Below are 18,641 nucleotides of genomic sequence, written 5' to 3'. Positions count from 1 at the left end.
ATTATATAAACGATAAAACAGTTTAAGTTCAGCGAACGTGACATTAAGTAAAATAACAGTGAAAAAACAAAAACGTATCACGATCACCGATATTGCAAAATTAGCAGGTGTTTCAAAAACAACGGCAAGTTTAGTGTTAAATGGTCGAGGTAAAGAGATGCGCGTCTCTAATGATACCATTGCGCGTATTACGACTATTGCTGAACAATATCAGTATCAACCCAATATTCATGCTCGCTCTTTACGTGATAATCGTAGTTATGCGTTGGGATTAGTTATTCCTGATATTACAAACTATGGTTTTGCTTCTGTGGCTTATGAGCTAGAAATATTATGTAGAGAAGCGGGTATTCAGTTACTTATTTCCTGCACTGATGAAAATGCAGCTCAAGAAACACTGGTAATAGAACATCTATTATCACGACAAATAGATGGTTTGATTGTCGCCTCGTGTTTACAAAGTGATGTTGAATATCAACGTTTGAGTCAACAAATTCCCGTTGTGTTATTTGACCGTTATTTTGAAGGGACAACACTTCCTTTTGTTGTTACAGATTCAACTACCACAACGCAACAACTTATTGCAGAGATTGCTTCAACGCAACGCATTGATGAGTTTTACTTTTTAGGTGGACAATCCATGCTTTCACCGACTAACGATCGTCTTTTAGGTTTCACACAAGGGCTTTCGCAAGTGAATATCAAACCAGAGTGGATCATTCATGGGCATTATCACCCAAGCTCCGGCTATGAAATGTTTGGCTCTTTATGTGCTTCTTTAGGGCGAGCGCCTAAGTTTGTTTTTACTTCTGCCTGCGGTTTATTAGAAGGGGTATTACGCTATTTAAGTCAAAATAAACATATGCAAAATGAAGTCTATTTAGCAGGTTTTGATGATCACTATCTTTATGATTCATTATCAATACCAATAGACACTATTGCTCAAAATAACCCCGAATTAGCCTCACACTGTTTCCGGTTGATTATGGGATTAATTAACCAGACAAATTTAGGAACCCATCAAATTTTTGTTCCAGCAAAAATACACCAACGACATAAATAAGATTGAGCAATTTTATGCAATATCATTTATCTTTACTGACTGATAATTATTCTCTATAGAATTAATGTATTAAAAGTGAAGACAGGTAAATGGAACAAATAAAAAATAATAATGAAGATAGGCAAGTAATGCGTGCTTTTGGCCTTGGTGCTTTGCATGTTTTACCTTTATGCCTTGCGGTTATTCCTTGGGGAATATTAGCGGGTTCAATGGCGGTTGATGCAGGGTTAACCTTTGCACAAAGTGTCGGAATGTCTGCAATTATATTTGCAGGGGCAGCACAACTCGTTACTTTAGGATTAGTGGTTTCTGGTGCAGGAATGCTGACCATTATTGTGTCTGTCTTTTTTATTACAGCACAACATCTTTTATACGGGCTAACCTTACGTCCTCATGTTGCCCATTTAAAATGGTATCAACGTATTACAATAGGCTTTTTATTAACGGATGAACTCTTTGCTGTTTCAGCACAACCTAAAGTAAAACTAACACCCGCCTATATGATTGGCGCGGGATTATGTTTTTATTTAGCGTGGGTTGCTGTCAGTATTGTTGGCATTATTATGGCAAGCCAAGTTTCTGATTTATCCCGTTACCATCTTGATTTCTCTATTGTCGCCACATTATTGGCAATTGTTATTCCGTTAATAAAAACATTTAGTACATTAGTTGGCGTTATTGTCTCTTTTTGCCTATCGATTATTTTCAGTTGGTTGAATATAGAAGGTGGCGTAGTTATTGGTGGATTAACAGGCATGTTTATCGCTGTTTGTGTTGCTAGAGTCAGAGGTGAACAAAAATGACATGGTCGTTACTATTTATTTTGGCACTCGTCATTTTCATGTTGCGCTATTTCTTTCTTGAACCGGCGATCCCCGTCAAATTACCGTCAGTGATCAGACAGGCATTAGGATATTCTGCACCTTGTTTATTAACTGCAATTTGCGCACCTATTGTGCTGTTAGAAAAAGGCGAATTTAAAGGTATTTTAGATAATCCTTATCTTTGGGGAACCTTATTATGTATAGGGTTAGCGCTTAAAATACGAAATACCTTAGTCGTGGTTTTGCTGACATTAGTGGGCTTTTATCTGCTTAATGCTTTGTTAAACTAAATACCAAAGTGATTTTATTTAACATGATATTTACATTTTAAAACTATCATTACTGTAACTATCTAAGTTATTATTTTATCAGCCGTCTTTGAACGGCTGATCCTACCTCTCTTTTCTTCATTACCATTCTTTATTCGACTCGTTTCACCTCTCATTTTTAACGTATAGCAATTGATGTTGTGTTAAAAAAATGTGATCTAAATTGCTTTGATTTGGTTTTGCTTTTGCTTTTGGTTTTTTGTTTTGAATACCATCGCAGAATCACTGACTGAATCTCCTTATTCTCGTTATCAATGATACGGAGGCACTTTATATGTTTTCAGAAGAACGGCGGCAGGAAATTTACACCATCATCAGAGAACAAAAGAAAGTTAAAGTGGCTCTACTTGCGGAAAAATTCAGTGTCACATTGGAAACTATTCGCAGTGATTTGAAATACCTTGAAGGAGAAGGGTTGATCAAACGTTGTCATGGTGGCGCCATACTAGGGAAACAAGAAATTAAAAAAATAAGTAAATTTAGTGATAGTTTTGATATTTCATGTTTATTGCACGATCTATTAATCGTGAGAGAACGTAAAGATAGAACGCCAGAAGGCAAAGTCTGTGTACTTGGGTCATTTGTGGTAGATATTATTGCCAATGTTGATTCTTTTCCAAAAGTCGGTGAGTTAATTAATTCTAAAAGCAATTCGATAGGTCCCGGTGGCAAAGGAACAAATCAGGCAATAGCTGCCAGTTTTTCTGATGCGAAAGTGCATTTAATAACAAAAGTTGGTGAAGATCATTTTAGTAAATATGCTTATAAATATTTACAAGAAAGTGGAATTGATTCTTTCACTATTTTTCAAACAGACATAGAGCCAACAGGCAGTTCAATTAGTTATTTAGCAGATAAAACACAAAATAATATTACAGCAACTTATTTAGGGGCGAACAATACATTCTCAGATCAAGAGATTGATATTTCTTTACCTTATGTAAGTGAGGCTGATGTGTTATTGCTCCAAGGTGAAATTAATATAGAAGCCAATATTAAAACGGCACTGTTTGCAAAATCAGTTAATAAAACCGTGGTGCTGAATGTTGCGCCTTATAACGAAAACCTAAAGCAGCTTTATTCAAATCTTGATTTTATTACCTTAAATGCGAATCAAGCATCACATTGGGCTGGCATTGAAATAAACGATATTAATGACGCTAAACATGCTATTGGTGTTATTTCAGGTGATGAAAACAAGAAAGTAATTATCTATATGGATGAGCTTGGCGTGGTCTATTTTGACGGACGAGCCACATTTCATATTCCCCCGATGCCATCGTTACGAGTAGATACGATGGCAGCCACGGATGCTTTTAATGGCGCATTCGCTTCAAAAATAGCGGCAGGAGGCACAATGCATGAGAGTGTATTATTTGCCAGTGCTTTCCTCTCTGCATTTATAGAACAAAAAGGTGTAACAGCAATGCCTGTACTTTCTCAAGTTCAGGCTCGCCTTAAATCAAGGCTCGAAGATATTCGACCACAAATAATCTGCAATGAGAAAAGGTGCATATAATGAAAAAAACACTTCTGGCATTTACCCTATGCAGTTCCATTTTTACACTTCCGGCTTTTGCTCAATACCCTGAAAAGCCGATTACGATTGTTGTTCCTTGGGCTGCTGGAGGTAATACTGATACAGTTGCACGCTTAGCGGCTAAAGGGTTGCAAGAAGAATTAGGCGTGACTGTTAATGTGGTAAATAAAACGGGCGGCAGTGGTGTGGTAGGTCATGATGCTATTAAAAATGCAAAACCTGATGGTTACACTCTGGGGATTGCAACAGTTGAAATTACCATGATGCATCATCAAAGCATGACAAATTTAACTTATCAAGATTACACACCGATTACACGTCTTGCTGTTATTTATGGTGGATTGCAGGTGGGGAAATCTTCGCCATTTAAAAATGTACAGGAAATTATTGATTACGCAAAAGCAAATCCGGGTAAATTAAAAGCATCCGGCAGTGGTTTAAATTCAATCTGGCATCTCAATACTATTGGTATGTTGCGTGCTGCAGGATTGCCTGATAACGCCATTCGTTTTATCCCATCTCAAGGTGCAAGTGCTGCATTACAGGAGCTTGCTTCTGGTGGTGTTGATATTGTGACCTCTTCATTAGGCGAAGCGGACAGTATGGTAAAAGCAGGATTAGTGAAGCACATGGCAATTATGTCAAATGAGAAATCGGCTTTTTATCCTGATGTACCATTATTTAAAGAGGCCACACCTTATAACTGGGATTTACAAGCATGGAATATGCTAGTTGCGCCAAAAGGGCTAGATAAAGAAGTGCAAGATAAACTCACTGCTGCAATGAAAAAGGTGTACGCATCTGGTGAATTAGCCGAGTTTGCAAATAAACAAGGGTTTGAAGTTATCGAATTATATGGCGATGATGCCACTCAATTTATGGCCAATGAAGATAAAAAGTTTGGCGAAATTATAAAGAAATAACTGAGGAAACGGCTGAACAACAGCCGTTTTTATGCCTATGCTAAATCGTCATATTCTATCGCTAATATTTTGTTGCTTTGGTTTATTTCTTATTGTTTATAGTGCGTATTCATTAGGTGATTTTAGTGAATATGGTGCCGCATTTATGCCTTCTATTATTGGCGGTGGCATGATTATATTCTCATTAATAGATATATTTTCACGTAATCAAGAAAGTGATATTCCATTAATTTCATGGCATGAAATAAAATTCGTTTTATTAATTATTGGTATTATTCTTTTTTATGTTTTTGCATCAAATTATTTAGGTTTTATTTTAACGGGTTTAATTATTACAGCACCGTTAATGATGAAATATGCAACAACAAAACCGATATACAGTTTTATTATTTCAGCCAGTGTGGTGTTAGGTGTGTATTACTTATTTACCGCTGTACTGTTAGTACCGCTACCTCAGCTATTTTCATAAATAGAGAACAACAGTATGGATATATTAATTAGCGCACTTGCTTATATTGATTACACAACAATACTTGTCGTTATTGGTGCTTGTTTATTTGGCTTATTCGTTGGTGCCATTCCCGGATTAACATCAACAATGGCTATTGCATTAATGGTGCCATTTACTTTTTTTCTTGATCCTATTCCTGCATTAGCCTTAATGATTTCTGTCGGTGCATCTTCTATATTTGCGGGTGATATTCCTGGTGCTTTATTGAATATTCCGGGCACGCCTGCATCGGCAGCTTATACCAATGATGCACACAGCTTAGTAAAAGAAGGTAAAACTAACCGCGTATTAGGTATGTCGTTAACAAGCTCTGTGATTGGTGGCGTTATTGGCACGATCATATTAGCGTCAACCGCGCCAATTTTGGCTGAGTTTGCTTTAAAGTTTAGCTCTTATGAATATATGTGGCTGTCTTTAATAGGGCTTAGCTGTGCAACGATTGTTTCAGGTTCACATATTAGAAAAAGCTTATTAGCACTGTTCTTTGGTATTGCATTAGCCACCATTGGCTATGATGAATTTACAGGGCAAGCACGCTTTACTTTCGGTGAAGTCTCTTTAATGCAAGGTGTAAGTTTTATTCCAGCAATGATCGGATTATTTGCAATTTCTGGTGCAATTAAATATTACGTTGAGCGTTGGAAAGAAAAGCAAATCACGCTAAGTGAAATGAATGCTGAAAATAACTCTTACAATATTTTTAAAGGAATAGGCGGTGTTGTTCGCCAGCGTAAAGGCGGTATTTTCCGTAGCGGAATAATAGGCACATTAATTGGTGCGTTACCCGGCGCGGGTGCCGATATTGCGGCATGGATCTCTTATGCTGTTTCAAAGAAACTCTCTAAAACACCAGAAAAATATGGGCATGGTTCTGAAGAAGGTATTGTTGATGCATCAGCAAGTAATAATGCAAGTTTAGCCGGAAGTTGGATCCCATCGCTAGTATTTGGTATTCCGGGCGATTCTGCCGCTGCAATTATTATCGGTGTATTGTATATGAAAGATATGCAACCAGGGCCAACACTGTTTTTATTCAACCCTGATAAATTGTATGCTGTCTTTATTATCTTCTTTATCGCGAATCTAATTTTATTACCGATTGCTTTTATTGTTGTCAATTTATTGAAGAAGATCGTTGCTATTGATAATGCGATTATTTATCCAGCAATTATCTTATTTAGTCTCGTCGGCTCTTACGCAATCACTAATACGATGTCTTCTATTGTTGTTATGTTAGTAATGGGAGTTATCGGTTATTTCCTTCAAGAACGAAAATTCCCAATATCACCCATTATTCTGGGCATGATATTAGGTCCAATGTTAGAAAAGAATTTAATCTCATCTTTAATGAAATCTGATGGTGACTTAATTAATTTCGTTAACAGACCTATTTCGATGGTATTAGCCAGTGTATTTCTACTTATTGTAGTTATGCAAATTAGAGGTGCATTTAAATCTAAATAAATAATCTATCTAATACTAAATATTTATTACTAAACATCTATTTATAGAAAGATACTTTTTAAGTATCAGGGAAAACTCATCTTAAATAAAATAAGTTTATTTAAGATGTCAGAAATCAGCAGATAAATAAAATATCGGGTGATCACATGAAAAAAATATTAAATAAGCCAGAAAACTATGTCGATGAAACATTAGCGGGTTTATGCCTTGCTCATAGTGATATTTATCGTCAACCACAGCCAAGATTGATTGCTCGTTCGAAAAAAGTAAATAAGACCAAAGTGGGTATTGTAACGGGAGGTGGATCGGGTCACTTACCTGTATTTACAGGATATGTGGGTGAGGGCTTATTAGATGCGGCTGCCGTAGGCGATGTTTTTGCTTCACCTTCAGCAGATTTAATGGCAGATGCCATTCGTGAAGCCAACAATGGCTTAGGTGTGTTGTTACTGTATGGCAATTATGGTGGCGATATCATGAATTTTGATATGGCGACCGAAACGGTCGATTTTGAAGATGATATTCGTTGTACAACCGTTTTAGCCGCTGATGATGTGGCTTCAGCAAAACCAGAAGAAGCACACAAACGTCGTGGTGTTGCTGGGATGATCTATGGTTTTAAAATGGCGGGTGCCAAAGCTGAAGAAGGAGCAACACTTGATGAAGTTACGCGTATTGCTCAAAAAACCATGGAAAATACCCGAACCATTGGTTGTGCGTTGACATCTTGCACCTTACCCGCAGTAGGACATCCTACTTTTGAAATCGGTGAAGATGAAATGGAAATGGGGATGGGTATTCACGGTGAACCGGGAATTTGGCGTGATAAATTACGCAGCGCAGATGATATTGCACAAGAGATGTTTGATCGCTTACAGGCAGAATTATCATTAAAAATAGGTGATAAAGTCTCTGTATTAGTTAACTCTTTAGGCGCAACGCCATTAGAAGAGCTTTATATTCTGTACAACAAAATAGCACAACTGATTGATAAAACAGGTGCAACAATTGTACATCCATTAGTCGGTCGTTATGCCACATCCATGGAAATGACTGGGGCAAGTTTAACATTGTGTAAATTAGATGAAGAGCTAGAAGCCTTGATGAATGCACCCGCTCATTGTGCATTCTGGAGGGTATAGCTATGAATATTACACTTGATATGCTCAAACAAGCGGTGAGCCGTATCGCTATCGCTTGTGAGCAATCTCAATCAATGCTGTGTGAAGCAGATAGTCGTCTAGGTGATGGGGATCTCGGGATCACGATGCAAAAAGGCTGGCGACAAATTGCGGACGATTCACAAGATTGGTCTGATGATCTCAGCAAAGTACTTTTTCAATGCAGTAAATCATTACAAAAAGCCTGTGCTTCTTCTTTTGGTACATTGCAAGCTACGGCTTTTATGGCAATGGCAAAATACTGCAAAGAGAATCAACTTCAAGAAATCTCGCCTTCTGACATTTCACCGCTATTAACTATTGCATACCAAAGCATGATGGCGAGAGGAAAAGGGGAATTAGGGCAAAAATCCGTACTCGATATTCTTTACCATTTATCTGAAGCGCTAAAACCAACTTTAGCTATCGATAATCTAAAAGCAGCAGCCTTACAAAGCGTCGATAGTACGCTTAATGAATTTCGCCAAAAACCTAATTTATTAGGTCGCGCTCGTATGTTCCCAGAAAAATCTATTGGTTTAGATGATCCGGGTATGTTGGCAATTAAAGTTATTGTTGAAGCAATCTGATTTAATAAAGGTCTTTATATGAAAAAATTATTTGGCGTTACAGTGGCAATGGTTACTCCGTTTAATTCGCACGATCAAGTAGATATTAAAGCGTTATCTGAATTAACTGAAATGCTCGTAACCAAAGGCGTTGATTGCCTTTATCCTTGTGGTACAACGGGTGAGATGTTGCGTTTATCTGCATCAGAGCGTAAAAATGTTGCTAAAACCGTTGTTGAAACAGCGAATAAGCGTTTACCGGTCTTTATTCATGTTGGTGCAATGACATTAACTGAAACCATTGAATTAGCCAAACATGCCGTTGAAATTGGTGCCGATGGTATTGGTGTGGTGACACCACAATTTTTTGGTGCGACAGACAGAGAATTAGAAAACTATTTTGTAACCGTGGCAAATAGTGTGCCGGATAATTTCCCTGTTTATCTGTATAACATTCCACAATGTGCTGCAAATAATATCAAGCCTGAATTAGCGGCCAAAGTACAACAACAGTGTAAAAATGTAATTGGTATTAAATACAGTTTTGCTGATAACAATACAACATTAAGTTATCTTGCGGTTGAAGAGGGTTTTTCAGTCCTTCACGGTTACGATAAATTATTCCTAGGCTTATTAGATGCAGGCTGTGACGGTACGGTTTCAGGTTGTGCTTGTGTATTCCCTGAGCCATTTGTGAATATGTATAAAGCTTATATCGCAGGTCATTACCAAGAAGCAAAATACTGGCAACAATTTTGTGTGAAATTTAGTGATGCACTTAAGTCTGGCGCGAATATGGCAATATTTAAATCGGCATTAACCATGCGTGGTTTAGAAGGCGGACATATGCGTTTGCCGCAACTTGATTTATTGCCTGAAGAAAATCAACAATTAAAAGAAAATCTAACTCAATTATGTAAAGAAGCAGGTATTACTTTTTCACTTAACTAATAAGTGGTTAAACAAATGTCCCCGTTATTTTAGTTGATTGGCTGTATGTTGATCCTTTTAAGCAGTATAGGTTTTTCTATACTGCTTTTTTTCATATTAGAGCATGTTCATATTAGACAATGCATAAGATGTCATGGTTTATTGTGCTAAAAAGTGGCCATATTGCGTGATATCAACATTACCACCGCTGATAATAATACCTATTTTCTTACCTTTTAATTTATCACCAAATTGACGAGCAGCCGCTAAACTTAAACAGCCCGTTGGCTCTACAATTATTTTCATTCGCTGAGCATAAAACTGCATAGCCAAAATTAATTCTTCATCTGTCGCCGTTAAAATATCGTTCACATTGTTACGAATAATATCAAAAGTATAATTGCCTAAGTGCTGAGTTTGTGCGCCGTCTGCAATTGTTTTCGGTGTATCAATATGAATGATTTCGCCTTTGCGTAATGATTGTTGCCCGTCATTTCCGGCTAAAGGCTCTACGCCAAATATTTTACAATGTGGTGAGAGGGCTTTGGTTGATAATAAAGAGCCGGAAAGTAATCCACCACCACCTAATGGAACAAATAGCATATCTAATGCACCAACTTCATCAAACAACTCTTTTGCGGCAGTACCTTGCCCGGCAATAATATGAGGATGATCGTAAGGTGGAATTAATGTTAGACCTTCTTTTTGTGCAAGTTGTTGCCCAATTTCTTCACGATCTTCTGTATAACGGTTATAGCTGATCACGCGACCACCATAGCCTTTTGTGGCTTCCATTTTTGCCTTTGGTGCATCTTCAGGCATGATAATAGTTGCAGGAATACCTAATAGCTTTGCCGATAAAGCTATAGCTTGCGCATGATTGCCTGATGAGAAAGTCACGACACCCTTTTTACGTTGTTCTGCGGTAAATTGAGATAACGCATTCATCGCACCACGAAATTTAAATGCGCCCATTCGCTGAAAGTTTTCACATTTAAAATAAAATTGCGCTCCTGTTAGCTCATTAATAGTGCGAGAGGTTAAAACCGGTGTTTTATTAAGATATGGCAGAATACGTTGATGAGCGTCAGCAACATCTTTATAAGTAGGAGCAAGTAACTTATTCATAAGATTATTCCTTAATAACAACGGCTTCAATTTCAATTTTACTCCCAAAATGTAGCTCTTTTACACCCGCCACTAATCTTGCTGGTCTATGCTCGCCAATCCATTTTGCATATAACTCATTAACGATAGGCCATTCATTAATATCTGTCACATAGACTTTAACTTGAGCAATATCGGTTTTCTTTGCATTAATTCCGAGAAGACAAGCAGTTAAATTTTCAAGTACTTGTGTGATTTGGACTTCAACGGGTTTGTCTGCTAAAGGTTTACCTTGTTTATCTAATGGCAATAACCCAGAAACAAACGACATATTATTTGCAGTAACGACATGAGAGTAATGCCCACCAGGTGAAGAGAGTGCTTCAATATTTTGTTGGATAAGATGTGAGGTCATTGTATTTTCCTATTTCACTTAAGTTAGATAAAATGTACATTCATTTATACATAATGTCTAACTTTAGATCAATAGTTTATTTTTTGCTAAAAGCGAGTGTAAATCTAGGATAAAGAAAAGGATGCGCTAATTCATTTTTAGGTGTGTTAAATAAAAGAAATTTTGACAGAATAAAGAATAAAATCTTTCATAAATAAAACCAATGGATCTAATAAAAAAGAGGTGAAAATATATCACCTCTTTTTGTTTTTTATATGATATTAAATATAAGATTTAATAAGAACAACGTGTTATTTTCCACGCGGTATAAATCGCTATTAATGGCGCTAATGCTAAAAATAAGAAGAGGGCAGATGCAGAAGAAGAAAGCCCTTCAGGAGAACCACTATTAAAACCATTTAAATTAACTATCATACCTGCAAGTGCAGAACCTAGTGCGGTTGCAAACAGTTGTACGGTAGTAATTGAGGCACCCGCAATATCTTTATCTTGTGTGGAAGCGGCTTGCAATATACGTGTTAATAGGTGAGGCCAACCAAAACCAATACCATAGCCCACTAAGAACAAAGCAAATAAAATAATAAAAAGACTCATTGCGTTTCCTGATTGCAACAGTGGATTAGGAATAACAAAAGCCAATACGACTAAACCGATAAAAACAATAATAGGGCCACTTAAAATACTAAAACGCATTTTAGCACCTTGCCAACTTGCACTAATGACTTCAGCAACTGTCCAGCCTAATGCCATTAATGCACTCATATAGCCAGAAGCTAAAGGCGTTTGCATATGTAAACTTTGTAGATAATAAGGGACAAAGATCTCACAAGTCATACCGATGGCCAATAGCGAAATAGTTAAATACAAAAGTGCGTGTAAAGATAGCCCTTTAAATGTATTGGTGGGTAATAGCCGAACGGTAAAACGTTTTTCGCAGAAAATAAGTACACCAATTAAACCAAATACAGCCACAATACTAAGCAAATTAATGGTAAGTGAGGACGAAAGGCTACCCGATGAAATCAGCAAAACAGCGACTGTTAAAATGATCAGTTGAAGATAAGGCAGGCTTTGTGAGGTTGATTTTGGCGCGTCACTGCTATTTTTGGGTAAAATAAACCACAGATAAATACCATAAAAAAGCATGATAGGTAACATAATACCAAAGGCATAACGCCAAGCATCTAATTGAGCAAAAATCCCACCAATAGCAGGGCCAATTAAGGTAGCAACACCCCACATTCCTGAAATTAATGCCATTGCTCTTGGCCATAATGCTTGATCGTAAACGATATTCACCATGGCATAAGAAAGCGCAAATAAAAGCCCCCCACCAAGACCTTGAACAAATCGGCCAATAAGCATCACTTCCATTTTAGGTGCAATTGCACACAACAAACTACCAATAAAAAATAATACTGTACCAGCTAAATACGCACCTTTAGCACCTAATAAATTGAGTAAGCGAGCAGACAATACGGAGCCAATAATTGAAGCTGCTACAAATAACGTGGTATTCCATGCATATAATCCCATTCCGCCAATATCTGTTACAACAGAAGGCAAAATAGTCGTTGCCATTAAAATATTAATCGCGTGGATCACGACACCAAAAGAGAGGGCAAAAGAGATTGCACCATTCCGCCCTGAAAAGAGATCACGCCATTGGCTATTATTATTTGGGTGCATGAGAAAAAATATCCTTCTTTCATTGCTATTACGACATAGCTTCGTTAAATTACCAAGATAAAACTTGGATAAATAGATACTGAGACGCTTAATATGTCAAGAAAAAACTTGGAATATAATTATCCTGCTCAACGAACTGTTGGCGATAAAATTCTATTTTTAATTAAAAAACATGGACCTATGCAAGCAAGTGAAATTGGACAACGTCTTGGTACAAGTGGTGAAGCAGCAAGACAACAATTTGTAAAACTGGCTAATGCAGGATTTGTTGAGGCGATAACTGAACCAAAAGGTGTTGGAAGACCTATTCAATATTGGCATTTAACCGAATTAGGGCAGAAACAATTTCCAGATACTCATGCTGAATTAACTGCGCAAATTTTACTGACTATACGTGAAGAATTGGGTGAAAGTGCTATCGAAAAAATTGTTTTAGCACGAAAGAAACAAAGCTATGAGCGCTACACACAAGCAATAAAAGATGCGGATGAACTCACAGAACGCTTAGATATTTTAGCCACACTACGTAGCCAAGAAGGCTATATGGCACACTGGAAGCAAGTAAAAGATAACGAATATCTTTTTATTGAAGATCATTGTCCAATTTGTGCAGCAGCAAAAGTGTGCCAAGGTTTTTGTAATACGGAAAAAGAGCTATTTTCTGAAACACTTGGGGTAGAACTACAACGTGTTGAATATATCTTAGAAGGTGCCAGACGTTGCGCTTATCGTATTAAAATCTAATGTGACTCAGCCCTGAACGATAAAAGCAAAAACCGCGCGATTAAGCGCGGTTACTGTTCTGTCCTTAGAAATTTAGCTTCGTTTTTATAATGTAATCGCAGAAGCTTTCCAAATTCGTTGCATATATTCTGTTACCGCACGATCCGCAGAAAAATAACCCATCTGGCAGATATTTAACGCCGATTTTTTCAACCAAGCATCTTCATCTTGATAGAGAACATCAACACTATCTTGAGTATCAACATAACTACGGTAATCGGCTAATACCTGATAATGATCGCCAAACTCAATTAAGCTATCGAAAATAGATTTGTACTTATCAGGATCAGTTGGATTAAAGAAACCATTAGCAATTTGATTAAGCGCAGTATGTAACTCAACATCTTCATCGTAATAACGACGAGGGGAATAACGCTGTCTTAATTCCGCCACTTCTTGTGCATTGTGACCAAAGATAAACATATTATCGAAACCGACATGTTCACCAATTTCAATATTAGCACCATCAAGTGTACCGATGGTTAATGCACCATTTAGAGCAAACTTCATATTTCCTGTGCCAGAAGCTTCTGTTCCTGCTAATGATATTTGCTCAGATAAATCTGCCGCAGGGATAATATGTTGCGCTAAACTTACGCCGTAATTAGGAATAAAAATCACTTTTAGTTTATCTTTAATACGCTCGTCACTATTAATCTTACAGGCAATATCATTGATAAGATTGATAATTTTCTTCGCATTATAATAGGCTGATGCTGCCTTACCACCAAAAATAAAGACGCGAGGTACCCAGTTTTTCTCTGGATTTTCTAAAATACGATTATAACGAGTGATAATGCCTAACACATTGAGAAGTTGACGTTTATATTCGTGAATACGTTTGATTTGCACATCAAACAGTGCATTAGGATTAATATCAATATTTAAATCTTCCTTAATGAGCTGAGCAAGATTTTGTTTATTGATATGTTTTGAATCTTTTAGTTGGTACAAGAAATTTTTATCTTTTACCAATGACATTAATTCACCCAATTGTTCTAAATTAGTTCGCCAATTTGTACCAATATGGCTATCAATAACTTTAGAGAGAGAAGGGTTTGCTAATGCCAACCAACGACGCGGTGTGATCCCATTGGTAATATTGCAGAATTTCTTAGGGTAGATCATCGCAAAATCAGCAAATAAAGATTGCACCATTAATTGACTATGAAGTTCAGAAACACCATTAACCTGATGACTAATAATAACTGCTAGCCATGCCATACGAACATTACGACCATTCTCTTCATCGATAATTGAAACACGACGTAATAAGTCGTTATCGTTCGGGAATTGCGCTCTAACTTGTTTCAAGAATTTATCATTGATTTGGAAAATGATTTGTAAATGGCGAGGAAGAGAACGACCTAACATATCAACAGGCCAAGTTTCTAATGCCTCACCCATTAATGTATGGTTGGTGTATGAAAATATATGAATCGTTTGTTCCCATGCCTCATCCCAGCTAAATCCATGCTTATCAATTAACTGGCGCATTAACTCAGGAATAGCAAGAACAGGGTGAGTATCATTAAGATGAATTGCAATAAAATCTTTTAGATTATCAAAGCGTTGATGCAGATGATAATGACGTTGCAAAATATCTTGAACAGAAGCACTCACTAAGAAATACTCTTGCTGTAAACGCAACATTTTGCCTGACGTTGTTGAATCATCAGGGTAGAGAATACGAGAGATATTTTCAGAGCGATCTTTTGCTTCTGTTGCCTCTAAATATTCACCTTTATTAAATTTACCTAAGTTAAATGCCACATTTGATTTGGCTGACCATAAACGAATGGTATCTGTTGCTTGTGTGTTATAACCCGGAACAATAGAGTCATAAGGTTGAGCCATAACATTAAAGGTATCAACCCAATAATTTTTCTCACCTTCTTGTTGTAAACGTCCGCCAAAATCCACTTCAAATTGCAGATCATGGCGAGGAAATTCCCAAGGATTACCTTTTTCAAGCCAGTTATCCGCAACTTCATGTTGTTCGCCATTTTGAATTTGTTGGCGGAACATTCCGTATTCATAACGAATACCATAACCTGTAACGGGATAACCTAATGTGGCACAAGAATCAAGGAAGCAAGCCGCCAAACGACCTAACCCCCCATTACCTAAACCCGGATCTGGCTCTAGTTCAATTTGCTTTTCAAGATCAAGACCTAGCTCTTTTAACGCCTCTTTGACTTCGTGATAAACACCTAAAGAGAGCATGGCGTTGGTTAAAAAACGCCCCATAAGAAACTCCATCGAAATGTAATAAACTTGTTTTACTTTCGGTGAAAGCTCCGCTTTGGTTGATTTTAACCAACGCTCGACTAAGCGGTCTCTAATAGCGTAAGAAGTTGCATTTAACCAATCTGTTGGTGTTGCATATTTTGGCGACGTACCCACGATAAACATAAGTTTATAAACAATGGAACGCTTTAATGATTCAATATCCTTATCGGGTGATAGATAATCAAATTCACATAAATTTTTCATTATAAATCTCTTTTTGTTATCCATGAGTTCAAATAGACTTCATGTCTATAAATTTTGATACAGTGTCGCATACGTTTTTGCAGCGGTTTCCCAACTAAAAATAGTTTGATTCATGCCATCAGTTTGAACTTGTTGCCACTGTTTAGGCATACTCCATAAGGTAAAGGCTCGATTTATCGCTTGGCGCAGAGAATCAGGAGTCGCTTCATAGAACACAAACCCCGTAGCTTGATGATGCGCTAAATTTTCTAATGAACAATCATTAACCGTATCGGCTAATCCACCGGTGTGCCTTACTAAAGGTAGTGCGCCATATTTCAAACCATATAACTGAGTTAACCCACAAGGTTCAAAACGACTCGGCACCATAATCACATCAGCACCAGCGACAACTTGGTGTGAAAAACTTTCGTCATAGCCAATATTCACAGCCACATTTTGCGGATACTGTTGTTGTGTATGTAAAAATGCCGCTTCAAGGTGGCTATCGCCAGTACCTAATAAAACAAACTGACCACCTTGTTCAACGATATCTGGGAGCGTTTCAATAACTAAATCCAACCCTTTTTGCGAAGTTAAACGACTTACCGCTGCAAAAAGAGGGGCATTATTATTGACAGGTAAACCACATTTTTTCTGTAATGCCGTTTTGTTTTCTAAACGCTTATTCAGGTTTTTAACATCATAACGACGTGTAATTAAGCTATCTGTTGCTGGCGCCCAAACTGCCTCATCAATACCATTTAAGATGCCACTTAATCGCTGTTCATCAGCACGTTGGCGTAATAATCCCTCTAAACCGTAACCAAACTCGTGAGTGGTTATCTCTTTGGCATAAGTGGGGCTGACTGTCGTAATGTGGTTAGCATAAAAGAGACCCGCTTTTAGGAATGAAATTTGTCCGTAATATTCCAGCCCATTAATTGAAAAACTGTTATCAGGTAATTCAAGTTGATGCAGATGGTAGGGTGAAAATTCACCTTTATAAGCCAGATTATGAACAGTAAAAACAGATTTTGCGCTGTAATGTTTAACCGCGAGATAAGCACAAGCCAGCCCTGCGTGCCAATCATGAGCGTGAACAATATCAGCCCGCCATAAAGGATCTAATCCCGCTGATAGCTCGCTTGCCACCCAACCTAATAGGGCAAAACGAAAAACATTATCACCATAAGGATGTTGATGTTGATCGTGATAAGGGCTACCTGTACGTTGATAAAGGTGAGGTGCATCAATAAGATAAATATCAACACCTTGGTATTGTCCGTAAAGTAGCGAAACATGACCTGCAAATGTATCGATATTAGTCACTAATTTGAGATCGGGAATATTATCTTTGATAGCAGGAAACGCGGGAATAACAACCCGCGCATCTAAACCTATTTTTTTCTGAGCTAAAGGCAAAGATCCCATAACATCAGCTAATCCCCCTGTTTTTAGCAGGGGGAATAATTCAGAACAACAGTGAAGAACATTCACGAAAATGTCTCCTCATTTTGAGGCTTTTGTTCCGCCGTTGTTTCAGTTGGATTTTCTTTACGTGCTAATTGCTCAAGCATTTCTCTTGTTACAAGCACGATACCTTCTTCAGTGCGGTGGAAACGTGCAGCATCTTCTTCTGCATTCATCCCAATGACAGTACCTTCAGGAATAGTACAGCTACGTTCAATAATACAGCGTTTTAAGTAGCAATGATGGCTCACCGTTACATCAGGTAAAATCACAGAGTCTTCAATATGGCAGAAAGATTCAACGCGAACTAATGGGAATAGGATAGATGAATAGAGCGTTGAACCATTGATAATACAACCATCAGCAATCAATGAGTTCATCATTTGTCCATGTTCACCATGATTATCTTGAACAAATTTGGCTGGCGGCAAAGGTGTCATAAAGGTGCGGATTGGCCAATCTTTCGCATACATATCAAGTTCTGGTGTTACAGAGGCTAAATCGAGGTTAGCAGACCAATATGCTTCAATGGTTCCTACATCGCGCCAGTAAGGTGGTACTGAAGGATCGGAACTGACACAAGAGAGTTCAAATGGGTGAGCAAGAACATCACCGCGTTCGGTGATTTTAGGAATGATATCTTGGCCAAAATCATGATGTGAATTTGGATCACGGCTATCTTCTTCTAATAAATCAAAAAGATAATCTCTATCAACCACATAAATACCCATACTTGCTAATGCGTGCTCAGGATCATCAGGAATACAAGGCGGGTTTGATGGTTTTTCTAAGAAATTGAGCACTTTACGATTTTCATCGATATCCATAATACCAAATTGGAATGCATCTTCTTTAGGAACACGAATACAAGCCACGGTAAATTTTGATTTGTTTTCAACGTGATCAAGCAATAAACGTGCATAATTCATTTTATAAATATGGTCGCCAGCTAAAATCACGACATATTTTGCTTTGTAGCTACGAAGAATATCGAGGTTTTGATAGATAGCATCCGCTGTGCCCATATACCAATGTTCGGTATTACGGCGTTGCTGAGCCGGTAATAAATCAACAAATTCATTCATATCTTCGTTGAAGAATGACCAACCCCGCTGAATATGTTGAACTAAAGAGTGCGACTGATATTGGGTGATTACACCAATACGACGGATCCCTGAGTTAAGACAGTTTGATAGCGTAAAGTCGATAATTCGAAATTTCCCACCAAAGAAAACCGCCGGTTTTGCACGTTTTGAAGTCAATGCTTTTAAGCGTGTGCCACGACCTCCCGCTAATACGAGTGCAATTGCCTCTTTAGGAAGTTGTTGTGCCAACATTAATTTTTGGCCTTGTTCTGTTGTCATCATAGTTATAGCACTCCAATCA

17 protein-coding genes are annotated in these 18,641 nt (G+C 37.6%); 11 read left to right on the top strand and 6 right to left on the bottom strand.

Annotated features, from left to right (window positions below):
• The first annotated feature begins 58 nt into the window (after window positions 1-58).
• The 10 genes from QQS39_RS09415 to QQS39_RS09370 all read left to right on the top strand — a co-directional run bounded on the left by QQS39_RS09415 (window position 59) and on the right by QQS39_RS09370 (window position 9,334).
• Complete coding sequence (locus QQS39_RS09415; RefSeq protein WP_285805849.1) at window positions 59-1,063, top strand: LacI family DNA-binding transcriptional regulator; 1,005 nt, start codon at window positions 59-61, stop codon at window positions 1,061-1,063.
• 89 nt (window positions 1,064-1,152) lie between these two features.
• Window positions 1,153-1,866, top strand: coding sequence for an AzlC family ABC transporter permease (locus tag QQS39_RS09410; RefSeq protein ID WP_285805848.1), 714 nt, complete (start codon window positions 1,153-1,155; stop codon window positions 1,864-1,866).
• Entirely contained in the window at window positions 1,863-2,177 is a 315-nt protein-coding gene (locus tag QQS39_RS09405; RefSeq protein WP_151435170.1) for an AzlD domain-containing protein, read from the top strand. Before QQS39_RS09410 ends, QQS39_RS09405 begins: the two co-directional genes overlap by 4 nt.
• 313 nt (window positions 2,178-2,490) lie before the next feature.
• Window positions 2,491-3,735 (top strand): PfkB family carbohydrate kinase, encoded by a 1,245-nt coding sequence (locus QQS39_RS09400; RefSeq protein ID WP_151435169.1) that lies wholly within the window; start codon window positions 2,491-2,493, stop codon window positions 3,733-3,735.
• Window positions 3,735-4,679 (top strand): tripartite tricarboxylate transporter substrate binding protein, encoded by a 945-nt coding sequence (locus QQS39_RS09395; RefSeq protein ID WP_285805847.1) that lies wholly within the window; start codon window positions 3,735-3,737, stop codon window positions 4,677-4,679. The genes QQS39_RS09400 and QQS39_RS09395 overlap by 1 nt, the downstream gene beginning before the upstream one ends.
• 31 nt (window positions 4,680-4,710) lie before the next feature.
• On the top strand, window positions 4,711-5,148 hold the full coding sequence (locus QQS39_RS09390; RefSeq protein WP_285805846.1) for a tripartite tricarboxylate transporter TctB family protein: 438 nt from the start codon (window positions 4,711-4,713) through the stop codon (window positions 5,146-5,148).
• A gap of 15 nt (window positions 5,149-5,163) precedes the next feature.
• Complete coding sequence (locus tag QQS39_RS09385) at window positions 5,164-6,654, top strand: tripartite tricarboxylate transporter permease (RefSeq protein ID WP_285805845.1); 1,491 nt, start codon at window positions 5,164-5,166, stop codon at window positions 6,652-6,654.
• Window positions 6,655-6,800: 146 nt separating this feature from the next.
• A complete protein-coding gene (locus QQS39_RS09380; RefSeq protein ID WP_151435166.1) occupies window positions 6,801-7,796 on the top strand; it encodes a dihydroxyacetone kinase subunit DhaK in 996 nt (331 codons plus the stop codon).
• Window positions 7,797-7,798: 2 nt separating this feature from the next.
• A complete protein-coding gene (locus tag QQS39_RS09375) occupies window positions 7,799-8,404 on the top strand; it encodes a dihydroxyacetone kinase subunit L (protein ID WP_285805844.1) in 606 nt (201 codons plus the stop codon).
• 18 nt (window positions 8,405-8,422) lie between these two features.
• Window positions 8,423-9,334 (top strand): dihydrodipicolinate synthase family protein, encoded by a 912-nt coding sequence (locus tag QQS39_RS09370; RefSeq protein WP_285805843.1) that lies wholly within the window; start codon window positions 8,423-8,425, stop codon window positions 9,332-9,334.
• A 138-nt stretch (window positions 9,335-9,472) separates the two neighbouring features.
• Here the strand turns inward: QQS39_RS09370 and QQS39_RS09365 are convergent, their stop codons facing one another.
• From QQS39_RS09365 to QQS39_RS09355, 3 genes are all read right to left on the bottom strand, one after another.
• A complete protein-coding gene (locus tag QQS39_RS09365) occupies window positions 9,473-10,441 on the bottom strand; it encodes a threo-3-hydroxy-L-aspartate ammonia-lyase (RefSeq protein WP_285805842.1) in 969 nt (322 codons plus the stop codon).
• 4 nt (window positions 10,442-10,445) lie between these two features.
• Window positions 10,446-10,835, bottom strand: coding sequence for a RidA family protein (locus QQS39_RS09360; RefSeq protein WP_151435163.1), 390 nt, complete (start codon window positions 10,833-10,835; stop codon window positions 10,446-10,448).
• Window positions 10,836-11,108: 273 nt separating this feature from the next.
• Window positions 11,109-12,524 carry an MFS transporter gene (locus QQS39_RS09355; RefSeq protein WP_285805841.1) on the bottom strand — a complete coding sequence of 472 codons (1,416 nt, stop codon included), beginning with the start codon at window positions 12,522-12,524 and terminating at the stop codon, window positions 11,109-11,111.
• A gap of 93 nt (window positions 12,525-12,617) precedes the next feature.
• Between QQS39_RS09355 and QQS39_RS09350 the strand changes: the two genes are divergently transcribed.
• Entirely contained in the window at window positions 12,618-13,268 is a 651-nt protein-coding gene (locus QQS39_RS09350) for a helix-turn-helix transcriptional regulator (protein WP_285805840.1), read from the top strand.
• 84 nt (window positions 13,269-13,352) lie between these two features.
• On the opposite strand, the gene glgP is transcribed toward QQS39_RS09350, so the two are convergent.
• Genes glgP through glgC form a run of 3 tightly spaced genes read right to left on the bottom strand, consistent with a single transcriptional unit; the run spans window position 13,353 to window position 18,622 of the window.
• Window positions 13,353-15,803: a glycogen/starch/alpha-glucan family phosphorylase gene (gene glgP, locus QQS39_RS09345; protein ID WP_285805839.1), complete on the bottom strand. Its 2,451-nt coding sequence runs from the start codon at window positions 15,801-15,803 to the stop codon at window positions 13,353-13,355.
• A 45-nt stretch (window positions 15,804-15,848) separates the two neighbouring features.
• Entirely contained in the window at window positions 15,849-17,282 is a 1,434-nt protein-coding gene (gene glgA / locus QQS39_RS09340) for a glycogen synthase GlgA (protein ID WP_285805838.1), read from the bottom strand.
• A complete protein-coding gene (gene glgC, locus QQS39_RS09335; RefSeq protein WP_285805837.1) occupies window positions 17,279-18,622 on the bottom strand; it encodes a glucose-1-phosphate adenylyltransferase in 1,344 nt (447 codons plus the stop codon). Before glgC ends, glgA begins: the two co-directional genes overlap by 4 nt.
• Window positions 18,623-18,641 lie beyond the last annotated feature (19 nt).

The sequence above is a fragment of the Proteus appendicitidis genome (assembly GCF_030271835.1).
Lineage (GTDB): Bacteria > Pseudomonadota > Gammaproteobacteria > Enterobacterales > Enterobacteriaceae > Proteus > Proteus appendicitidis.
Note: the sequence above shows the minus strand (reverse complement) of the source record. Positions and strands in the feature narration are given on the sequence as shown.